This window comes from Comamonas brasiliensis (assembly GCF_018292285.1).
GTDB classification, from domain to species: domain Bacteria; phylum Pseudomonadota; class Gammaproteobacteria; order Burkholderiales; family Burkholderiaceae_C; genus Comamonas; species Comamonas brasiliensis.
This window is the reverse complement of record NZ_JAANES010000003.1, coordinates 417,008-435,807: the sequence shown is the minus strand read 5'-3', so window position 1 is coordinate 435,807 and position 18,800 is coordinate 417,008. Positions and strand designations below refer to the sequence as shown.

Below are 18,800 nucleotides of genomic sequence, written 5' to 3'. Positions count from 1 at the left end.
GCGCCTGCCGCATGAATGAAAAAAGGTGACGGCCGGCGTCACCTTTTTTCATGGCTGCAGGTTTCAGAAGCGCAATCTGGGCATCAGCATGGAGCAGCGAAGCCCCATCAAGGCCAGCCACAGGGCCCTGGCCTGCGGGTTGCTGCGCTGCGCCTGCAATTGCCGGCCCGCGGCCACCACCTGCTGGCGCAGGGCTTGCTGCGCCCTGCGGTCGCCTTGGCTCTGTGCGTTCAGCCAGAGTTGCTGGTATTGCTGCACGCTGAGCTGGCAAGGCTTGCCGAGCAGATGGCGCGACGAAACGTTCAGCAAGGCCTGAGCCTGTGGGGTGTGTCGTGACTGGCTCATGCAGCCTCCTCCTGTTTCGAAGACTTGTCCGGCACGTCGCTCTCGCTGCGTCCAAACGCGTACCAGTCCACATGGCGGGTGCAGATCATGACCAGGGCCAGCACGCCGAACAGGGCGATGGAGCCGACGACCAGAGCAGTCTGCTCCAGCTGCAGCAGTACATACAGCAGGCCGTACAGGGCCGAGATGGCAATCGCGAACGGCAGGCCGCGTCTGATGCTGCCCAGAATATGGCTGGCATAGAAGGCCAGCAGAGCCACGCAGGAGCTGGCAGCAATCGCATAGGCCGTGGCAAAGCCCAGGTGTTCGGACAGGCTGATGAGCAACAGGAAGAAGCTGCACAAGGCAGAGCCGACCAGCAGGTACTGCACGGGGTGAACGCGCAGCTTTTTCATGACTTCGAACAGACCGACCGCGACAAAGGTCAGGATCACAAAAAGAATGCCGTACTTGGTAGCGCGCTCGCTCAGCGAGTAGACATTGACCGGGTTGACGAACTCCGTGTCCATGGTTTCGAGGCAGGGGCCGCTGTCGCCATGGCCGCGGGCTGCCGAGGCTGCATAGGTTTCCGAGCTGCCCCAGTAGCCGGGGCTGCAAAGACGTTGCTGGCGGGTGAAGGCCGTGCTGGCAGAGGTGGCCAGCGAGGACAGCTCCCAGCTGGCGGTAAAGCCACTGTCCGTCACCTCGCGTCGACTGGGTAGAAAGCTGCCGCCAAAAGAGGGATGAGGCCAGTCGGCAGTCAGCGTGACCTTGCTTTCTGTGGCGATGGGGCTGAAGGCGAGCTGCTCCGTGCCCAGCAGCTGCAGCTTGAGGTCCAGGTTCAGGGCTTCGCCTTTTTTCAGCAGGCTGGCATCAATCTCGGCCTGAATGCCTTTGCCGTAGCGCTCCAGCGGCGTGCCGGATTCGACCGCCAGATCCTGGCCGTTGGCCTGCAGCGTCGCGCTGCGGATGCCGCGCGGGTCGCTGAGCGCAAATGCCACAAGGACCTTCTTGCAGCGCACCACGGCATTGGGCTCGCTGGGCTTGGGCAGCTCGGCATACTGCGCGGGATTGGCAAAGCCGGCCGATATCTGGTCGTGCAGCACATAGGTGTTGATGTGATGCAGGCCGCGCGAGCGCTCCTCCATCTTGGCATTGGCATCGTGGTTGAGCGTGTCGGGCAGCAGCATGCGCTGGAATTCCCGTGTGCTGTATTCGATTTTCTTGCCATTGGTCGTGCTGGTGGTTTCCGTGCAGTTCTGCACCAGGGCCGGGCCGATCAGCGTCTGGGTGCCGGCCAGGCTGGAGACCACGCTTTGCACGGCATAGTCGCGGTTGCGGATGCGGTCTTTCACCACATCCTGAATCATGGACAGGCCGGCCATGAGCAAGGCCAGAACGATCAGCAGTGAGACTGTCTTGAACAGCAGTCGGTTTTTCATGCGTGCTCCTGAATGAGGGATTTCAGGACGCAGTGTCGGCAGCGACTGTGTGGACGCAATGAAGTCTGTGAAGCGGGTGTGAAGTCCTGCTTGAAAGCTCTGGCTGCCTAGCTTTCGGGAGCGAAATCCAGTGTCACGGCAAGGCCGGGATGTCGATTTGCCACCTGCATCCTGCCGCCATGAAGATGCATGATGCGGGTGACGATGGACAGGCCCAGTCCGGTGCCGCTGCGCTCTCCGTTGGGTCTGGGAGTCGTGAAGAAACGCTCGCCCAGACGGGCCAGCAAGGGCTCGGCCACGCCCGGGCCCCGATCGCTGACTGTGATGCGGTGCGGGGCCAGATCAAGCTCGATCACGCTGTTCTCTGCAGAGAAATCCAGGGCGTTTTGCAGCAGATTGCTGATGGCCAGAGTGACCAGGCCGGCCTCCCAGGGGCCGCTGCTGTCCACGCCGTTCAGGCGCATGGCAATGCCGCGTTGCTCGGCATGGCTTTGCAAGGAGTTCATGGCTTGCAGGGCACATTCCATCAGGCTGCAGCCATGGCGGGTGTCCAGTTGCTGGCGCTGCTCGAGACGGCTGAGCTGGAGCAGTTGGTCGATCAGGTTCTGCAGACGCAGGCTCTGGTCCACCACCTGTCTGGCAAACATGGCCCGGTCCTGGGGCGGCAGCTCTTCCTGCAGCAACTCGCCTGCGCCGCGTATGGCGGCCACCGGGCTTTTGAGTTCGTGGGTCAGGGCGCGTACATAGCCCTCGATATAGTCGCGCCCTTCCAGGCGCTTGCGCATATTGTCCATGGCCTGGGCCAGCTCGCCCAGCTCGCCGGGCATGTCGGGTATGGCCGCAGGAGCCGAGGCCTGTGCGGGGTGGGCAGACTCGTTGAGCGTGGGGGCCTGCACCTGCTGTGCATAGTTGCGCAGCCGGCGCACGTGAAGCACAAACCACCAGGTCACCGCACAGCCCACGGCGGCGGACAGCAGCACAAACAGCAGGCCGCCGCGCAGAATCTTCTGCTCCGCGCTGTCGACGATTTTCTGTACCGAGCTGGAGGGCTTGGAGGCGGTCAGCACCCCGGCAATCTGGCCGTCCACCATGATGGGCGCGGAGACATACATGACGCTGCTGGATTCGTCCTCCTTGACGGCTCGCGTGGTGCGTGCGCCATATTCACCACGCAGCGTCAGATAGACATCGCGCCAGCGCGAGTAGTCGGCGCCCTGGTCCTTGCCCTGAGAGTCGAACAGTACCATGCCCCGGGCGTCGGTGACGGTGATGCGCATATCCAGCGTGGTCTTGCGTGTGTCCCAGATCCAGGCCTGTATCGGCTTTTGCGTGTAGCCCTGCAGCTGGGTGGCAAAGGCGCTGTCCGCACCGGCTTGCAGCCGGCCTTTTTCCATGTCGGCACTGGCCAGCGTGGCCAGCGCATAGGCGGTTTCCACCAGCGTGTCCTCGGTCACCTTGCGCACGCTGGGCTTGATCTCCACCATGAAGACGCGCAGCACGAAAAAGGCGGCCAGGCCGTTGATCAGGAAGAAGGCAAAGAAGAGACGCAAGCCCAGACGCATACCGGCTATCCGGGCTGGTTCAGGCTATAGCCCAGACCGCGGTGGGTGACGATGAGTTCCTGATCGGGCAAACGCTCGCGCAGTTTGGCGCGCAGGGTCTTGATGTGGGTGTCCACCGTGCGGTCCGTGCTCTCGCTGTCCAGCCCCCAGATTTGCTCCAGCAAGGCATCGCGGCTCAGGATGCGGCCGGCCGCGTTGACCAGGCTCTGCAGCAGCTGATATTCGCGCCTTGTCAGATCCAGTGCCCTGCTGTGGATCAGCGCCCGTTGGCCTTGCTCATCTATTTGAAGTGTCTTCGCAAGCTGGGTGGGCGCTGCAGGCTGAAATTGCCTGGAACGGCGCAGCAGGGCACGGGTGCGCGCCAGCAGCTCGCGCGGGCTGAAGGGCTTGGTCAGATAGTCGTCCGCCCCCAGCTCCAGGCCCAGAACCTTGTCCATCTCCTCGCCTCTGGCACTGAGCACCAGCACCGGAACAATGGAGCCGGCAGAGCGCAGCTCGCGGCACCAGTCCAGGCCGTTGCCGTCGGGCAGGCCCACGTCCATGAGCAGGACATCAAACGGTGTCCTGCTCCATTGCTGGCGCGCATCGGCGATCAGCAGGCTGTGGGTGACGGCAATGCCCTCGCGCTCCAGAGCGTAGCAAACCGTTCGTGCAATGGCTGGGTCGTCTTCGAGCAGCAGCACATGCATGGCTGACGTCTGAGGGCTGAGCATGCGGGTCAGCTGATCGGGTGGACGGCTTCCGGGGCCAGGAACTGTTGAGAGACCTGGATGAACTTGTCGCGGAAATCCAGTGAGCGGTGGCGGCGCACGGTGGGCCACTGCTTCTCGAAATGCCTGGCAAGGGCTTCGACGAGAAAGACCGAGCGGTGCTGCCCGCCCGTGCAGCCTATGCCCACGGTGACATAGCTGCGGTGGTCTCTGGCCAGCAGCGGCAGCCAGCGTTCGAGGAACTGCTGTATGTCCAGCTGCATCTGCTGCACCTCGGGCAGGGCTCCCAGATAGTCGGAAACCGGCTTGTCCAGGCCCGTCAAGGCACGCAGTTCCTTGTCGTAGAAGGGGTTGGGCAGCATGCGCACGTCAAACACATAGTCCGAGTCGATGGGCATGCTGTGCTTGAATCCAAAGGACTGGAACATCAGCGTCATCTGTCCTGCCGGTGCTTCGATGATCTGCTTGATATAGCTTTGCAGCTGAGCCGACTTGAGGTCCCCGGTGTCGATGACGATGGAGCGGTCGCGCAGCAGGCCCAGCAGCTCCCGCTCCTTTTCGATATCGAGCTCCAGTGCCTGGCGCTCGTTGGTCAGGGAGCCAGGGGACAGAGGGTGGCGCCTGCGGGTTTCCGAAAAGCGCCTGATCAGAGTGCCGCTGTCGGCGTCGAGAAAGATCATGCGTGGCATCAGCCCCTGCTTTTTCAGGCGATGCAGCTGGTCAGGCAGCTGGGGCAGGCCCTTGGCGCTGCGTGCATCCATCGCAATGGCCACTTTCTCGTCCTGGTGGTTGAGCTTGAGCTCCACAAAGGACTGCAGCAATTCCGGGGGCAGGTTGTCGACGCAGTAGTAGCCAGCATCTTCCAGCGCGTGCAGCGCAACGGATTTGCCCGATCCGGACATGCCGCTGATCAGAACAATCTCCATGGACATGATTTCAAACTCCTCTGACTTTGCCGCTCTTGCGGGCTGCCGTGCTGGCCTTGGCACTTCGGGCCGGGGTGGTCGACGAACGCAGGGCGCTGTTGGCGGCCTGCTTTGCAGGCAATCTTGCCATGGCCAGCATTTCTCTGGCATGGGCCATGGTTGCTTCGGACAGATGCTCGCCGCCCAGCATGCGGGCCATTTCCATCTCGCGCTCTTCGCCCGCCAGCGGGTCCACGCTGCTGATGGTGGTGTTGGACTTGGGGCGCTTGGTCACCCGGTAATGCTGGTCTGCGTAGGCAGCGACCTGGGGCAGGTGGGTGACGGCCAGCACCTGGCGCGACCCGCCGAGAGAGTGCATGAGGCGGCCCACAGTTTCGGCCACGGCGCCGCCGACGCCGGAGTCCACCTCGTCAAAGATCAAGGTCCCGGCCTGGCCCAGCTCGCTGGTGGTCACCGCAATGGCCAGCGAGATGCGCGACAGCTCGCCGCCTGATGCCACCTTGGCCACGGGCTTGGGCGTGGCGCCGGTATGGCCGGCCACGAGAAAGGTGATACCGTCCGTGCCGGCCGGGCTGGCGGCTTCGGCATGCTCCAGCTGTACTTCGAAACGGCCGCCCTTCATACCCAGACTTTGCATGGACTGGGTGATGGCGCGTGACAGGCGTGGCGCAGCCAGGGTGCGCTGCTGCGAAATTTTGCGCGCCTCTGTCTGATATTTGAGATGGGCAGCCTGCTCTTTGGCGCGCAGGCCCTCGACATCGACGGCGGCATCCAGCTGGTGCAGCTCCTGCTTCCAGCCTTCGAGCAGGGCGGGCAATTCTTCGGGCGTGCGCTTGTAGCGGCGCGCCAGCTGCATCCACAGCGACAGGCGTTCGTCGAGATCGGCCAGCAGTTCGGGGTCCAGGTCGGCGCGGCGCAGATAGGCCTGCAGCGAGTGGCGGGCATCGTGCAACTGGGCCACACAGGAGCCGAGCACGTCGGCAATGCTCTGAAACTCGGGCTCCAGATGCTCCTGATCCTGCAGCAGGTGGTGGGCTCTGCCCAACGGGGTGGCCGCTCCCGCATCGTCATCTTCCAGCAGCTGCAGGCAGGACTGGGCCGAGTCCATCAAGGTCTGCGCGTGCGACAGGCGCGTGTGCTGGGCGTTGAGCTCATCCCATTCTTCGGCGCGCGGCGACAGCTTGTCCAGCTCGGAGATCTGCCATTGCAATCGCTCTCGCTCGCGCTGCAGATTGTCCTGGGCCGAAAGCGCCTGCTCCAGAGCCTGATGGCTCTGGCGCCAGTCCTGCCAAAGCGACTTGAGCTGGGCGGTTTCAATACCGCCGTAGGTATCCAGCATGGCGCGCGCCGCGTCCGGGCGGGTCAGGCTTTGCCAGGCATGCTGGCCATGAATGTCGATCAGCTGATCGCCCAGATGGCGCAGCTGTGTGGCCGTGGCGGGCGAGCCATTGATCCAGGCGCGGCTGCGGCCCAGGCTGTCTATGACGCGGCGCAGCAGCAAATCCTGCTCCTGCGCAAAACCCGACTCTTCCAGCCATTCGTGCAGGTGAGGGGGGCAATCGAACTCGGCGCAGATATCGGCCTGGGGACAGCCTTCGCGCACCACCTGTGCATCGGCGCGTGCGCCCAGCACCAGCTGCAGGGCATCGAGCATGATGGATTTGCCGGCGCCGGTTTCGCCGGTCAGCACCGTGAAGCCGGTCTGCCAGTCCAGATCGAGTGACTGAACAATCACAAAGTCCCGCAGGACGATGCGCTTCAACGCCATGGTCAGACGCCTCCCTCGTTCCAGCCCAGCTTTTTGCGCAGGGTGTCGAAGTAGTTCCAGCCCTTGGGGTGCAGAAAGTGCACGCTGTGATCGGCGCGGGTCACCAGGATGCGGTCGCCATGCTGCAGTGATTTCAGAGACTGCATGTCAAAGTTCGCGCTGGCATCGCCACGGCCGCCCACCACCTCGATAGTCACCTCCTGGGCGTCGGAGAGCACGATGGGGCGGTTGGAGAGGTTGTGCGGAGCGATGGGCACCATCACCCAGGCCGGAATCGAGGGGTGCAGCATGGGGCCGCCGGCCGAGAGCGCATAGGCGGTGGAGCCCGTGGGAGTGGCCACGATCAAGCCGTCGGCGCGCTGGTTGGAGACAAAGCTGCCACCGACCTCGATGCGCAGCTCCACCATGCCCGAGGTTGACCCACGGTTGACCACCACGTCATTCATGGCCTGGGCTTCAAACACGCACTGGCCGTCGCGCATGACGCGAGCATTCATCAGCGTGCGTTCGTCTTCCTCGTACTCGCCCTGCAGGATGGGCGTGATGGAGGCTTCGAATTCATCCAGGGCGATATCGGTGACAAACCCCAGGCGGCCCTGGTTGATGCCGACCAGCGGCGTGCCATAGCGCGCCAGATGGCGGCACACGCCCAGCATGGTGCCGTCGCCGCCCACCACCAGGCCGAGGTCGCAATGCTTGCCCAGGCCGTCCACGTCCATGCTCGGGTAATCGGGCAGGCCCGCATAGATGGCTGACTGGGTATCCAGAATCACCTCACAACCCATGCTGCGCACATAACCGGCAATCCGTTGCAGTGCTTCGCTGGCCGCGTCGGACGGAACCCCTGCTGCCGGTGTGTGGTACTTGCCGATCAGGGCAATATGGTGGAACGTGGATGTCATCTGGGAAATTACATCATTAAAATGAAATCATGCTCGACGAACGTGCCAAGTTATTGCTCAAAGCGCTGATCGAGCGTTACATCGCTGACGGTCAACCAGTCGGCTCGCGCACTCTTTCACGTGCGTCCGGGCTTGAATTGTCGCCTGCCACCATACGCAACGTGATGGCCGACCTGGAAGAGATGGGTCTGATCATCAGCCCTCACACATCGGCAGGCCGCGTGCCGACAGCCAGGGGATACCGCCTGTTTGTCGATACCATGCTGACCGTGGACCGCTCCGATCTTGTAACGCCCGGCCTGATCCCCGAACAGCCGCAGAAGGTGATCGCCAATGCGGCCAACCTGCTTTCCAACCTCTCCCAGTTTGTGGGTGTGGTCATGGTGCCGCGTCGCAGCTCCGTCTTCAAGCATATCGAGTTCGTGCGCCTGTCGGAGCGGCGCTTTCTGGTCATCATCGTCTCGCCCGAAGGCGATGTGCAAAACCGCGTGATCTTCACGGATGTGGATTACGAGTCCTCGCAACTGATAGAAGCCTCGAATTTCCTCAATCACCATTACGCCGGTTTGACAATGGAGGAGGTGCGCGCGCGGCTGCAGACCGAGGTGGAGCAATTGCGGGGCCAGGTTGCCAGCCTCATGCAGGCGGCGGTGAACGTTGGCGCCGAAGTCATGAGCCACCACGATCGCGAGGATGTGGTGATTGCCGGCGAACGCAATCTGCTGTCGGTGAGCGATTTTTCCAGCGACATGGGCAATCTGCGCCGTGCTTTCGACCTGTTCGAGCAGAAAACGCAGATTCTTCGGCTGCTGGACTTCTCCAATCAGGCCGATGGCGTGCGCATCTATATCGGCGGCGAGAGCCAGACCGTACCGTTTGAAGACTTGTCCGTAGTGAGCGCTCCCTATGAGCTTGACGGCAAGGTGGTCGGCACCCTGGGGGTGATCGGTCCCACGCGCATGCACTACGACAAGATGATCCAGATTGTCGATATCACATCCAAACTGGTGAGCAATGCTCTGAGTCACAAGCGTTAGGCCCTACAATGGCGAAGTTTTTCTGGTGGCAGCCACGGCTGTTGTCAGTGTTGGGGCGTTAGCTCAGTTGGTTAGAGCAGAGGACTCATAATCCTTTGGTCGTCGGTTCAAGTCCGCCACGCCCTACCAATCTACACAAGGAAAGCCCGCTATCTAAAAAATAGCGGGCTTTTTCTTTTTCTGTTGATGCATCCCATATGCATCCAGTAGTACATGTTCTGTACTTTCTAGCGGCTTGATGGCATTGCCTGCTCTCGTTTTTTGTTATTCGTCAGAGGCGTACAAGAACTGACAGTCACGCGCGTTGTGCTCGAAGGACCAGCAGCCGGACATTGCTCTCTTCATCAGCCAGGTTACCAAGGTACAAGCCTGTTCCTTCCCAAGCACAGAAGCGGTTTGGCTAAGTCTGAGCCAGTCTCAAGCCGGGTCCCGCGCCTTGGTCTCACTTCCTGCAGACAGGGCCGGAGCATTGGCAAATCGGACTTCGTGCAATGGCCTCAAATCGTTTACTGCTTCGTTGAGCCGTTTGCTGGCACCTTTGTCGATCCACCTCATGGTTGTTGAAGCTGTCGCGATGACCGATTGAACTCGGCCTGTTCCTCATACGCTGCTTCTGGCTGGCTCAGAGCGAACGGAGGGACTTTAGTCAGCGCAAAGCGGCACAGCTCCTCAACAAGAGTGGGCGTGCACCGGCCGTTGCCTCGAGTACGCAGTGACAGTCCTTCGCTGGGATATCGGTATCCGCTTCGACGTCGCAAGGAGCGCAGCGTCCACTCAGAACCTATCCGGGATGCCCATGAACATCGCGGAATAAACCGGCAGGTGCGCCATGGTGGCTTCCCTTGGCGCAGAAAACTCAAGTATGCGAATCATTGGTCGTTAACAAATGTGAAGAGCCTTTTCTTCAACGATCTCAGAAAGTGGAATGGTCATGAAAATATGCCTGCCAGTAATTGCTATTGCGCTTCAACTGTGTGTTCCATCTATGACTCAAGCCGCCAGTGGAACCATCCGATTCGTTGGCTCGATTGTGGAACCTACACACTGCAAGGTCACAGAGTTCGGCGCCGCAGCGCCCACCAAACCTCAAGCCAGTTGCTTCACGCGCGAAGGTAAGCTTGCTCCTGCAACCGAACACATGGTCAAGGTAAGCGTGTCAGATTCGCCGATGGCTGCAAGTGCCGAAGCAGGCACCATTCACCCCAGCCGAGTGGTGACACTGGAATATCGGTAGTCAAACCGATCCGCTGGGTTGACAGGATTCATGATCCTTTGGTCGTCGGTTCAAGTCCGCCACGCCCTGCCAAGCCGCACGAAAGCCTGCCGTCTTCATCAATGGCAGGCTTTTTTCTTTGTCGGGTGTGAAAAAATTGCCGGGTTTGATCTGGCGGGCGTTTTTGCACTGCTAGAATACAACCCTGTTGCGGCTGTAGCTCAGCTGGATAGAGTACTTGGCTACGAACCAAGGGGTCGTGGGTTCGATTCCTGCCAGCCGCACCACAAAACGTCAAACCTCAGAACTGCAAAGTTCTGAGGTTTTTTCGTTTCCGGGCCTGAGGCTGCCCGGTTTTCAGGCGCTCTCAGGCCTTGGGGATCAGCAGGCTGAAGGTGCTGCCCTGGCCGGGCTGGCTGCTGATCTGCAGACTGCCGCCGTGGCGCTGTGCCACGGTGCGCGTGAAGGCCAGGCCCAGGCCCACGCCGTCCATGCGCTGGTGCTGCTGCAGACGTTCGAAGGGCTGGCTGAGTCTGGCCAGTGACTCCTCATCCATGCCCGGGCCGTGATCGTGCACGGCAATGCCCCAGTGGTTGCCCTGCTCGACGATGCGGATGTCGACCACCGCGCCTGCATCTGCATCCTGCGGCTTGCCGTACTTGATGGCGTTGGTCAGCAAGTTGATGACGGCGCGGTGCAGCAGGCCGGGGTCGCCGTGCACGCAGGCTTCGGCATCCGGCAGCTCGAACACCAGTTGCACGTTCTGCTGGCTCGCCTGGGCCCAGCAGTCCGAGACGGCTTGATCCGCCAGCAGGCCCAGGTCCACAATCTCGCTGCGGTATTGCTGCCGCTGGGCTCTGGCCAGATGCACAAAGTCGTCCGCCAGTTGCAGCGACGACTGGGCGTAGCCCTCTATGCGGGCGAAGAGGGCCTCCTCCGACTCGATGCGTTTGCCCGTGCGCTGCATCTCCAGCAAGGTGATGATGGAGCCGATGGGCGCGCGGATATCGTGGGAGATGAACTGCATGGCCTGATCGCGCTGGGCCTGTGCGCTGCGCAGGTCGCTGATATCGACCAGGGTGATGAGCCAGCCCGAGGTGGGCGGTGCCTCGAAGGTCTGGCTCAGCAGCATCAGATGGCGGCCCTGGGAGTCGCGCCCCTCGCTTTGACGCGGCAGCGTGGCATTTTGCATGGCGCTGCGGCTCAGCAGGGGGGTGTTGGCGTCGGGCGCTCTGGCTGCACGTTCTTCGTCACTGGCGGCGTGGTGGAGTTCGGCCAGCAGCAAGACCAGGTCGTCGCCTTGCTGCAGGTTGAGGCCCAGGCTTTCGATATAGCGGTGGGCGGCGGTATTGGCCAGCAGCACCAGTCCGTTGCGGCCGCAGACAAAGGTGGCGGATGGCAGCTGGCGCAGGCTTTCGCTCACGAAGTGATGCAGGGAGCGCAGCTGGCGCGAGGCCTGCTCCACGGCCGAGATGCGCTGATCCAGTGCATCCCCCTTGAGAGCGCTGCGGCTGGCAGTCGGCAGCCCCTGGTCCTGCAGATCGCGCAGCTCCAGCGCCAGAAAGCGTGTCGCGGCGCGAAGGCGCAGCCAGCTCCACAGCGGGTAGGCCAGCGCCAAGCTCAGTAGCGCTGCCGCGGGCTCTGTCTGGATATGGCCCCAGCGCGGCGCCAGGCCGGCAATCAGCAGGCTGAGCAAGGCCAGCAGGATGCTGGAAATCAGCCCGCCAGAGGGGCCGAACCAGGCTAGCGCCAGCAGGCCCAGCAGCACGGGCAGCAGATTGAGGCTGCGGTTGAGCAGGGCAGATGCCGTTTCCAGGTGCGTGCCCTGCAATATGCCGTTGAGCACATGGCCCAGCATTTCCACGTTGGAGATCAGGCGTGCATCCAGGCCGATGGGGGCAGTGAATTTTTCGCCGAGACCTGCTGCGGTCGCTCCAATCAGCACGTATTTGCCGCGAAAGGCGGCTGCCGGAATGTCGCCGCGCAGGACGTCGATATAGGAGTAGGTGGTGAATGGCGAACCCAGGCTTTTCTGGCGGTCTTGCGCCGCCTGGGCAAAGGCGATGAAGCGGGGCTCCCGTTTCTGCCAGGAGTCGCCCGCCGCCGGGCCGGCTGGAGACTGGGCAGGTGGCGGGCAGGGCCCGGCGTTCTGGCCCACGCAGTGCAGGCTCAGTGCCATATGCCACCAGGGCTGGGCGGGCGTGCCTTCCTGTGCGTAAAAGCGCCGCACCACCCCGTCGGCATCCATCGGCATCTGGGTGTGGCCCAGTGCGGCAGCTTCGCCGGCAAGGCCCTTCAGCGGAGCGGTGGCGCCGTTCTGCGCGGCGCGTGTGACGGGCAGCACCACATTGCCGCTTTTTTTCAGTGCCTGCTGCAGCAGCAGATCGTCGCCGGGGTAGTCCAGGTCTTCCTCGCTGAAGACCACATCCATGCCGATGGCGCGAGGCTGGCCCTGCGCGATGCGATCCAGCAAGGCCGCGTGCAGCGCACGGCGCCAGGGCCAGCGGCCTATGCTGTCGATGCTGTCATCGTCGATGGCCACGATGACGACCTCGGGCGAGGCCGGACGCTGGTGCAGCCAGACCGAGGTGTCCTGAAGAATGCCGTTGATGCGCGGTAGCTGGCCCGGGCCGCTGAGCCACCAGGTAAGGCCGAGCAGGAAGGCGCTGAGCAGCAGCCAGCTCAGGCGCAGATTCTGCAATCGGCTTTTGCGCGGGATGGGGGCTTCAACCATGGGCATGGCCTGGTTTGGCGCTCATCAAACCATAGCTTCTAGCGCTTGGTAGATATGAATTTGAGACATGAATCCTTTGGAGTTTCATGAAATTCAAGCGCTGGCAGCTATTGTTTTTATTGACGCATCAGACGCAGGCCATCGCCGGAAGTCAGCGCCTGTCCTTCGGACGAGGTCACCCAGCTGCCGGTCTGGAATTGACGTGCGGCAGAGAGGTTGCTGCGCAGACCGTTGGCATCCTCGACCTGCATCTGCAGATAGTAGGTGCCGGGGGCCAGTTCCTGCGTGCTCCACTGCGGCTGGGTCACCCAGGTATCGACCAGGGGCGCGGCAAAACCGGTGTCGCTGGCCACCACGATGCGGTAGCGCTGGCCCTCTTCGCCTGCCCAGTGAATCAGGCTGCTGCCCTCGCCGGGCGCGCCGCCGATCTGCAGCTCGGGCGATTGCGGGGCCAAGGCCAGCTTCATCTTTTGCGGGGCGGCGAAGGGGCCCGCATCAGGCTGGCCGTTGCCCAGCGTGCGGATGCTGCCCACGCGCCACAGATATTCGCCGACGGGCAGACTGGCCAGTGCCTCGGCGGGCAGGGCGCAGTCCTTGAGCTCGCCGGCGTCGATCAGGGGCTGGGCAAAGTTGCCGTTCGCAGCGATGACCTGGATACGGTAGGCCGAGGCTTCGGCCACCTGGGTGCACTTCAGGCCGTTCTGGCCCTGTCCGACGGTGGCGTCGGGCGCTGGCGATTCATAGAGCGGGGGCACCGGATGGGCCTTCACGCGCAGCGCCTGCAGGCTGGGCCTGCCGGGAATGCCATTGGCATCGATGGCGCGAATCGCGGCAATATAGCTGCCGTCTTCCACACCCGTCAGGCGTGCCGGTGACCGGGTGAACAGGCCGCCGCGCACGATTTGCGTCAAATCCTTGTCCTGGGCCAGCAGCACCTGATAGCGCACGGCACCTGCCATGGCGGGCAGGGGCAGGCTGACCCAGCTGGCGTCTTCGATCAAGGCGGGCCAGGCCGCGATATCGGGAGCCGCCAGCATCGCCGTGGGCTTGCCGAGCTGGCCATCGGCGGACACCGACAGGCCTTGACCCGGCTTGAGCAGTTCCGAGGGCTTGCCCATATGCACGGCGACCGAGCCTTCGTCGACGGCAGCAGCCGTGCGGCCCTGCTCGTCGCTCCACACCAGAAACCGGGTGCCGCGCACACTGGTCGACGCTGCCTGGGTGCGTACCTCGAAACGGCGCTCGCCATTGGCTTGCTTGGGCACGTTGGCTTCGATAGCGCCCTCGCGCAGATCAATCACGGACTGCAGGTTGCCGGCACGGCCTTTGCGGCGCATCTGGCGCAGCTCGACATCGGATTCCGACTGCACGCGCACCAGAGAGCCATCGGCCAGGCGCACGGAGACAAAGGCGTTGGCGGGAACCTGGAGCGAATCGCCCTCTTGCAGCAACTGGCCTTTTCGCACGGGCTGGGCCGGCGCCTTGGCCGAGTCGGCGAGATGGTCGAGCGAGCGCGTGCTTTGCACATCGCCCTGCACAAACTCCACCGAGGCCATTGCCGCGCGCAGCAGACGGGTGGGAATTTCCAGCACCGAGCCGGGGCGCAGACGTAGCGGGTCCAGCACCTTGTTATGGCTTTGCAGCGCAGTCCAGCGCTTGTGGTCGCCCAGATAGCGGGCCGCCAGCACCTCCAGCGTATCTCCGCTCACCACGCGGTGGGCTATGGCATCGTTGCCGCGCGGCGTGATCTGGGCATGGGCGACACCTGTCGCCGTCATTCCTCCGAACGCCACCCACAGCATGCCAGCGCCCAGCATGGGCAAAGGGGTGCGGGCAGAGCGGAGGGTTGGACGTAAATCAGGCATTTCAGGATCAGAGGTGAAGGGGCTGCTCAAACTCAAGCAGCCGGGGTTGCAGGCTCCGTAGTTTCGGGGGCATCGAGGCGGTAACCATAGCCATAAACGGCCGAGATGGCATAGGGCTGGCCAGCACGCAGATTCAGCAGATTGCGCAGGCGCGAGACATGGGTGTCCAGCGAGCGCGATTGCACCTCGGCGTTATGCCCCCAGACGACCTCGCGCAGATGATCGCGCGAGAGCAGCCGGCCCTGGTTCTGGAACAGCGTCAGCGCCAGCGTGTATTCACGGTGCGTGACCTCCACGGGCTTGCCTTCCATCTCGATGCCGTTGGTGGTGGTGAGAAAGCGGTAGGGGCCGAAGTCAAGCACGCTTTGTGCCGTCAGCGGATAGGCGCGGCGCAGCAGGGCGGCGATGCGTGCGCGCAGCTCGCCCGCGCGGATGGGCTTGATCATGAAGTCATCGGCGCCGCTGGCCAGACCTTCGACGATGTCGGTCTCTTCGCTGCGGTGGGTCACGAAGATGATCGGTACTTCCTTGCTGATCTGCTCGCGCACCCAGCGCACGATGTCCGGTCCGCTGCTATCGGGCAGTTCCCAGTCGACAAGCAGCAGATCGAAGCTTTCACGACGCAGGGCCTGCTGAAGGGCAGCCCCCTTGAGGTAAGAGTGACAGCTGTGCCCAGCTTCCGTCGCGACTTGTTGCAACAGTTCCAGTTGTAGTGGATCGTCGTCCAGGGCAGCAATGCGCATCGGTCGTTCCTTTAGTGCGAAGGATTAAATCCGCGCTGCCTCGTGAGTGCAGAGGCAGCGTCCCATAGGGGTGAGGAGCTATTGCTCGGCGGCCTCACGCAGTTGTTCCAGAGCCTGGATCACCTGGTCGTCGCTGACGTCGGCCAGCGTCTGCAGGCGCGGCTTGAGGCCGGCCAGCGCCGTCGCGCCTTCGCGCTGCAGCTGGGCAATGCTCTGGCCCGCTTCCTTGGGCGCTGCAAAGCCGAGGCTTTGCAGCAGCAGCTGGCCGTCGGCAGCCACCAGCTTGAAGTAGAACTGGCCGTCCGTCTCGCGATACTGCTTGAACTGGGGCAGCGCCGTCTTGGCAACCTTGGTCTTGGCCTTGCTGGCCTGCGCCAGATTGCGGATGCCGACGGCGGCGCGCAGCTGCTGCAGCAAAGGAGTCGCCAGCTTGCGGGCCTTGACCGCGCCGGCCTGAAGAATCTCTTCCAGCTCGGCGGGATGGGCAATCAGATACTCGTAGCGCTCGCGCATGGGGGAGATTTCGCGGTCGATGCGCTCGAACAGGATCTGCTTGGCATCGCCCCAGGCAATGCCTTCGGCATATTGCTGGCGCAGTGCGGCACTTTCCTCTTCGCTGGCGAAGCCCTGATAGATCTGGAACAGGGCCGAGCCTTCGACTTCCTTGGCTTCGCCGGGAGCGCGCGAGTCGGTGGTGATGCTGTTGATGAGCTTCCTGAGCTGCTCGCGTGGTGCGAACAGCGGAATCGTGTTGTTGTAGCTCTTGCTCATCTTGCGACCGTCAAGGCCGGGCAGGGTGGCGACGGACTCTTCCACCACGGCTTCGGGCAGGGTGAAGTACTCGTTGCCGTAGATGTGGTTGAAGCTGGACGCCATATCGCGCGCCATCTCCAGATGCTGGACCTGGTCGCGGCCCACGGGGACCTTGTTGGCATTGAAGATCAGGATGTCGGCACCCATGAGCACGGGGTACATGAAGAGGCCGGCGGTCACGCCGTCGTCAGGTTCGGTGCCGGATGCATTGTTCTTGTCCACCGCCGCCTTGTAGGCATGGGCGCGGTTGAGCAGACCCTTGCCGGTCACGCAGGTCAGAAACCAGGTCAGCTCCGGAATCTCGGGGATGTCCGACTGGCGGTAGAAGGTCACATGCTCGGGGTCCAGGCCTGCGGCCAGCCAGCTGGCGGCGATCTCGATGGTCGAACGCTGCACGCGCTCGGGGTCCTGGCACTTGATGAGGGCGTGGTAGTCGGCCAGAAAGTAGAAGTTCTCCACATTCTTGTCGCGGCTGGCTTCGATGGCCGGGCGCATCATGCCTGCGTAGTTGCCCAGGTGTGGGGTACCGCTGGGGGTGATGCCGGTCAGAAAACGGGTGGTGCTCATAGGGATCAACAACAGATATCAGTAGCAGACCAGGCGCTGGGTTCAGCGCAGCAAGGCCATGAAGGGGTAGAGGATCAGATCGATGGCCGAGTAGCCCAGGCTCATCAGCGGGCGCAGCCAGAAGCTGCCGACCACGCCGGCGATCACCAATGCCATGACGATGAAGAAGCCATAGGGCTCGACGCGTGCCAGCACTTGTGCCTGCTTCCAGGGCAGCAGGCCGACCAGGATGCGGCCGCCGTCCAGAGGTGGCAGCGGAAACAGGTTGAAGGCCCACATCACCAGATTGACCAGGATGCCGGCGCGGCACATCTCGAGGAAAAAGCGCTCCTGCAGACCTGTGCCTACCAGCACGATCAGCAGCAGGCCCCAGAACACGGCCTGCACGAAATTGGAGGCAGGGCCGGCCAGCGCGACCCAGATCATGTCGCGCTTGGGGTGACGCAGATGGTCGAAGCGCACGGGTACGGGCTTGGCGTAGCCGAAAAGAAATGCGCCCGAGGTTGCGAAATACAGCAGCAGCGGCATCAAGATGGTGCCGATGGGGTCGATATGCTTGATGGGGTTGAGCGTTATGCGCCCCATCATGGCTGCGGTGTTGTCGCCAAAGTGACGCGCAGCATAGCCGTGCGCCGCCTCATGAATGGTGATGGCGAACAGCACGGGCAGTGCGTAGATCAGGACGGTTTGTATGAGTTCGGTGGGTTCCACGCGCTGATTGTCTCAGACGTCGCGTCAAGCTGCTGTGTTGTGCCGGGACAAGCCGTGGGTGCTTGCAGAAATACGGGTTGCACATAGTTGTGTGGTAAACCAGATGTAGCAAAATGCAACTCGCGCAAATTCCCAGGCACGGCTTGCATGTCGGAGCAGGTTTGTGCGGTTTGACGACATCAATACATAACACGGCGTTCGGCAGGACAGGGCAAGGGGATCGATATGACGGTAAGCAAGCGACTGGTGATCGCGTTTGTCAGCATCAGTGTTTTTGTGCTGGCTTTGATGGGAATTGCCTGGTCAGCAATGTCCGATGTGCTGGATGTGCTCAAGGCGGGCTCGCTGACGGTGCAGCAGTCTCAGAGCCTGATGGCCGAGGTGGAACGCTCGCGCTGGTGGCTGCTGGCACTGGGGGGCTGGGTCTGCATTTCCTGCGCCTGGTCCTGGGTCAGCCTGCGTCGCCGCATCGTGGCGCCCTTGCAGGAGGCCATCCTGATTGCCGAGACCGTGGCCGCAGGCGATCTGAGCAAGGAGTTTTCTTCCAATGCCGAAGGCGAGTTCGGGCGCTTGCTGACTGCGCTGAGCACCATGGAAGACACGCTGACCGAGCTGGTGGGTCGTATCAAGCAGTCCACCGACTCGCTGGCGGTGTCGGCCTACGAGATCGATGCCGGCAACACCAATCTCTCTAGCCGCACCGAGCAGCAGGTCAGCGCGCTGACCGAAACCGCCGCCAGCATGGAGCAGCTCACCGTCACCGTGCGCCAGAATGCCGAGCGTGCCCATTCGGCCAGCTCTCTGGCCGTCACGGCTTCGGCCACGGCCGGGCGCGGCGGTGATGTGGTGGATCAGGTGGTTCACACCATGGACGCCATCAGCAGCAGCTCGCGCAAGATTGTGGACATCATTCAGGTGATTGAAGGCATTGCCTTCCAGACCAATATCCTGGCGCTCAATGCGGCCGTGGAAGCGGCCCGCGCCGGCGAGCAGGGACGTGGCTTCGCCGTGGTGGCCAGCGAGGTGCGCTCGCTGGCGCAGCGCAGTGCCGAGGCGGCCAAGCAGATCAAGGAACTGATCACGGCCAGCGTGACGCAGGTCGAAAGCGGCTCGGGCCTGGTGGGTCAGGCCGGCAGCACCATGAAGGAAATCATGCAGTCCGTGGGACAGGTCACCGGGCTGCTGAGTGAAATTTCGGGCGCGCTGCAGCAGCAAAGCGAGGGCATTGCCCATGTGAACACGGCCGTGGCCCATATGGACAGCACCAATCAGGAAAACGCAGCCCTGGTCATGCAGGCCACGCAGGCCGCAGCGGCGCTCAATGCGCGCACGCAGGATCTGCAGCAGGCCGTGGGTGCCTTCAAGCTCGATGATGATGAGGCACCGGGTCTGGCGCCTGCTGCCATGCCGGCACCGCGCCGGGCTGCGGCGGCTCAGGCTCAGCCAGCTCGTGCACCAGAGCTGGCCTACGAAGAGTTCTGAT

Annotated in this window: 14 protein-coding genes and 2 tRNA genes; 4 read left to right on the top strand and 12 right to left on the bottom strand. The window is 62.8% G+C overall.

Annotated features, from left to right (window positions below):
• Positions 1-63: 63 nt before the first annotated feature.
• The 7 genes from DJFAAGMI_RS14630 to DJFAAGMI_RS14600 form a co-directional block, all read right to left on the bottom strand.
• Positions 64-345: a hypothetical protein gene (locus tag DJFAAGMI_RS14630; protein ID WP_211457680.1), complete on the bottom strand. Its 282-nt coding sequence runs from the start codon at positions 343-345 to the stop codon at positions 64-66.
• Positions 342-1,766: a cell envelope integrity protein CreD gene (gene creD / locus DJFAAGMI_RS14625; protein ID WP_211457679.1), complete on the bottom strand. Its 1,425-nt coding sequence runs from the start codon at positions 1,764-1,766 to the stop codon at positions 342-344. Before creD ends, DJFAAGMI_RS14630 begins: the two co-directional genes overlap by 4 nt.
• Positions 1,767-1,873: 107 nt before the next feature.
• On the bottom strand, positions 1,874-3,328 hold the full coding sequence (creC, locus tag DJFAAGMI_RS14620) for a two-component system sensor histidine kinase CreC (RefSeq protein WP_211457678.1): 1,455 nt from the start codon (positions 3,326-3,328) through the stop codon (positions 1,874-1,876).
• A 5-nt stretch (positions 3,329-3,333) separates the two neighbouring features.
• On the bottom strand, positions 3,334-4,017 hold the full coding sequence (locus DJFAAGMI_RS14615) for a winged helix-turn-helix domain-containing protein (protein ID WP_211457952.1): 684 nt from the start codon (positions 4,015-4,017) through the stop codon (positions 3,334-3,336).
• Between the two features lie 29 nt (positions 4,018-4,046).
• Positions 4,047-4,970: an RNase adapter RapZ gene (gene rapZ, locus DJFAAGMI_RS14610; RefSeq protein WP_211457677.1), complete on the bottom strand. Its 924-nt coding sequence runs from the start codon at positions 4,968-4,970 to the stop codon at positions 4,047-4,049.
• A gap of 4 nt (positions 4,971-4,974) precedes the next feature.
• Positions 4,975-6,732 carry a DNA repair protein RecN gene (recN, locus tag DJFAAGMI_RS14605; RefSeq protein WP_211457676.1) on the bottom strand — a complete coding sequence of 586 codons (1,758 nt, stop codon included), beginning with the start codon at positions 6,730-6,732 and terminating at the stop codon, positions 4,975-4,977.
• 2 nt (positions 6,733-6,734) lie between these two features.
• Entirely contained in the window at positions 6,735-7,634 is a 900-nt protein-coding gene (locus tag DJFAAGMI_RS14600; protein ID WP_003058424.1) for an NAD kinase, read from the bottom strand.
• Between the two features lie 29 nt (positions 7,635-7,663).
• Here DJFAAGMI_RS14600 and hrcA point away from each other — a divergent pair, with 29 nt between their 5' ends.
• The 3 genes from hrcA (at position 7,664) to DJFAAGMI_RS14585 (ending at position 10,171) form a co-directional block, all read left to right on the top strand.
• The gene (hrcA, locus tag DJFAAGMI_RS14595) at positions 7,664-8,671 is read left to right on the top strand and encodes a heat-inducible transcriptional repressor HrcA (RefSeq protein ID WP_043003449.1); all 1,008 of its coding nucleotides are present in this window, start codon (positions 7,664-7,666) and stop codon (positions 8,669-8,671) included.
• A gap of 52 nt (positions 8,672-8,723) precedes the next feature.
• Positions 8,724-8,800 (top strand) — tRNA-Ile (locus DJFAAGMI_RS14590).
• A gap of 1,294 nt (positions 8,801-10,094) precedes the next feature.
• Positions 10,095-10,171 (top strand) — tRNA-Arg (locus tag DJFAAGMI_RS14585).
• Between the two features lie 80 nt (positions 10,172-10,251).
• Here DJFAAGMI_RS14585 and DJFAAGMI_RS14580 read toward each other — a convergent pair.
• The 5 genes from DJFAAGMI_RS14580 to DJFAAGMI_RS14560 form a co-directional block, all read right to left on the bottom strand.
• Positions 10,252-12,618 (bottom strand): CHASE2 domain-containing protein, encoded by a 2,367-nt coding sequence (locus DJFAAGMI_RS14580; RefSeq protein WP_211457675.1) that lies wholly within the window; start codon positions 12,616-12,618, stop codon positions 10,252-10,254.
• Between the two features lie 116 nt (positions 12,619-12,734).
• A complete protein-coding gene (locus DJFAAGMI_RS14575; protein ID WP_211457951.1) occupies positions 12,735-14,441 on the bottom strand; it encodes a FecR family protein in 1,707 nt (568 codons plus the stop codon).
• A 74-nt stretch (positions 14,442-14,515) separates the two neighbouring features.
• Positions 14,516-15,226, bottom strand: a complete 711-nt coding sequence (locus DJFAAGMI_RS14570) for a response regulator transcription factor (RefSeq protein WP_211457674.1) — start codon at positions 15,224-15,226, stop codon at positions 14,516-14,518.
• A 78-nt stretch (positions 15,227-15,304) separates the two neighbouring features.
• Entirely contained in the window at positions 15,305-16,606 is a 1,302-nt protein-coding gene (locus DJFAAGMI_RS14565) for a tryptophan--tRNA ligase (protein WP_211457673.1), read from the bottom strand.
• Positions 16,607-16,648: 42 nt separating this feature from the next.
• Positions 16,649-17,317 (bottom strand): site-2 protease family protein, encoded by a 669-nt coding sequence (locus DJFAAGMI_RS14560; protein WP_043003435.1) that lies wholly within the window; start codon positions 17,315-17,317, stop codon positions 16,649-16,651.
• 225 nt (positions 17,318-17,542) lie between these two features.
• Here DJFAAGMI_RS14560 and DJFAAGMI_RS14555 point away from each other — a divergent pair, with 225 nt between their 5' ends.
• On the top strand, positions 17,543-18,799 hold the full coding sequence (locus DJFAAGMI_RS14555) for a methyl-accepting chemotaxis protein (RefSeq protein WP_211457672.1): 1,257 nt from the start codon (positions 17,543-17,545) through the stop codon (positions 18,797-18,799).
• Position 18,800 lies beyond the last annotated feature (1 nt).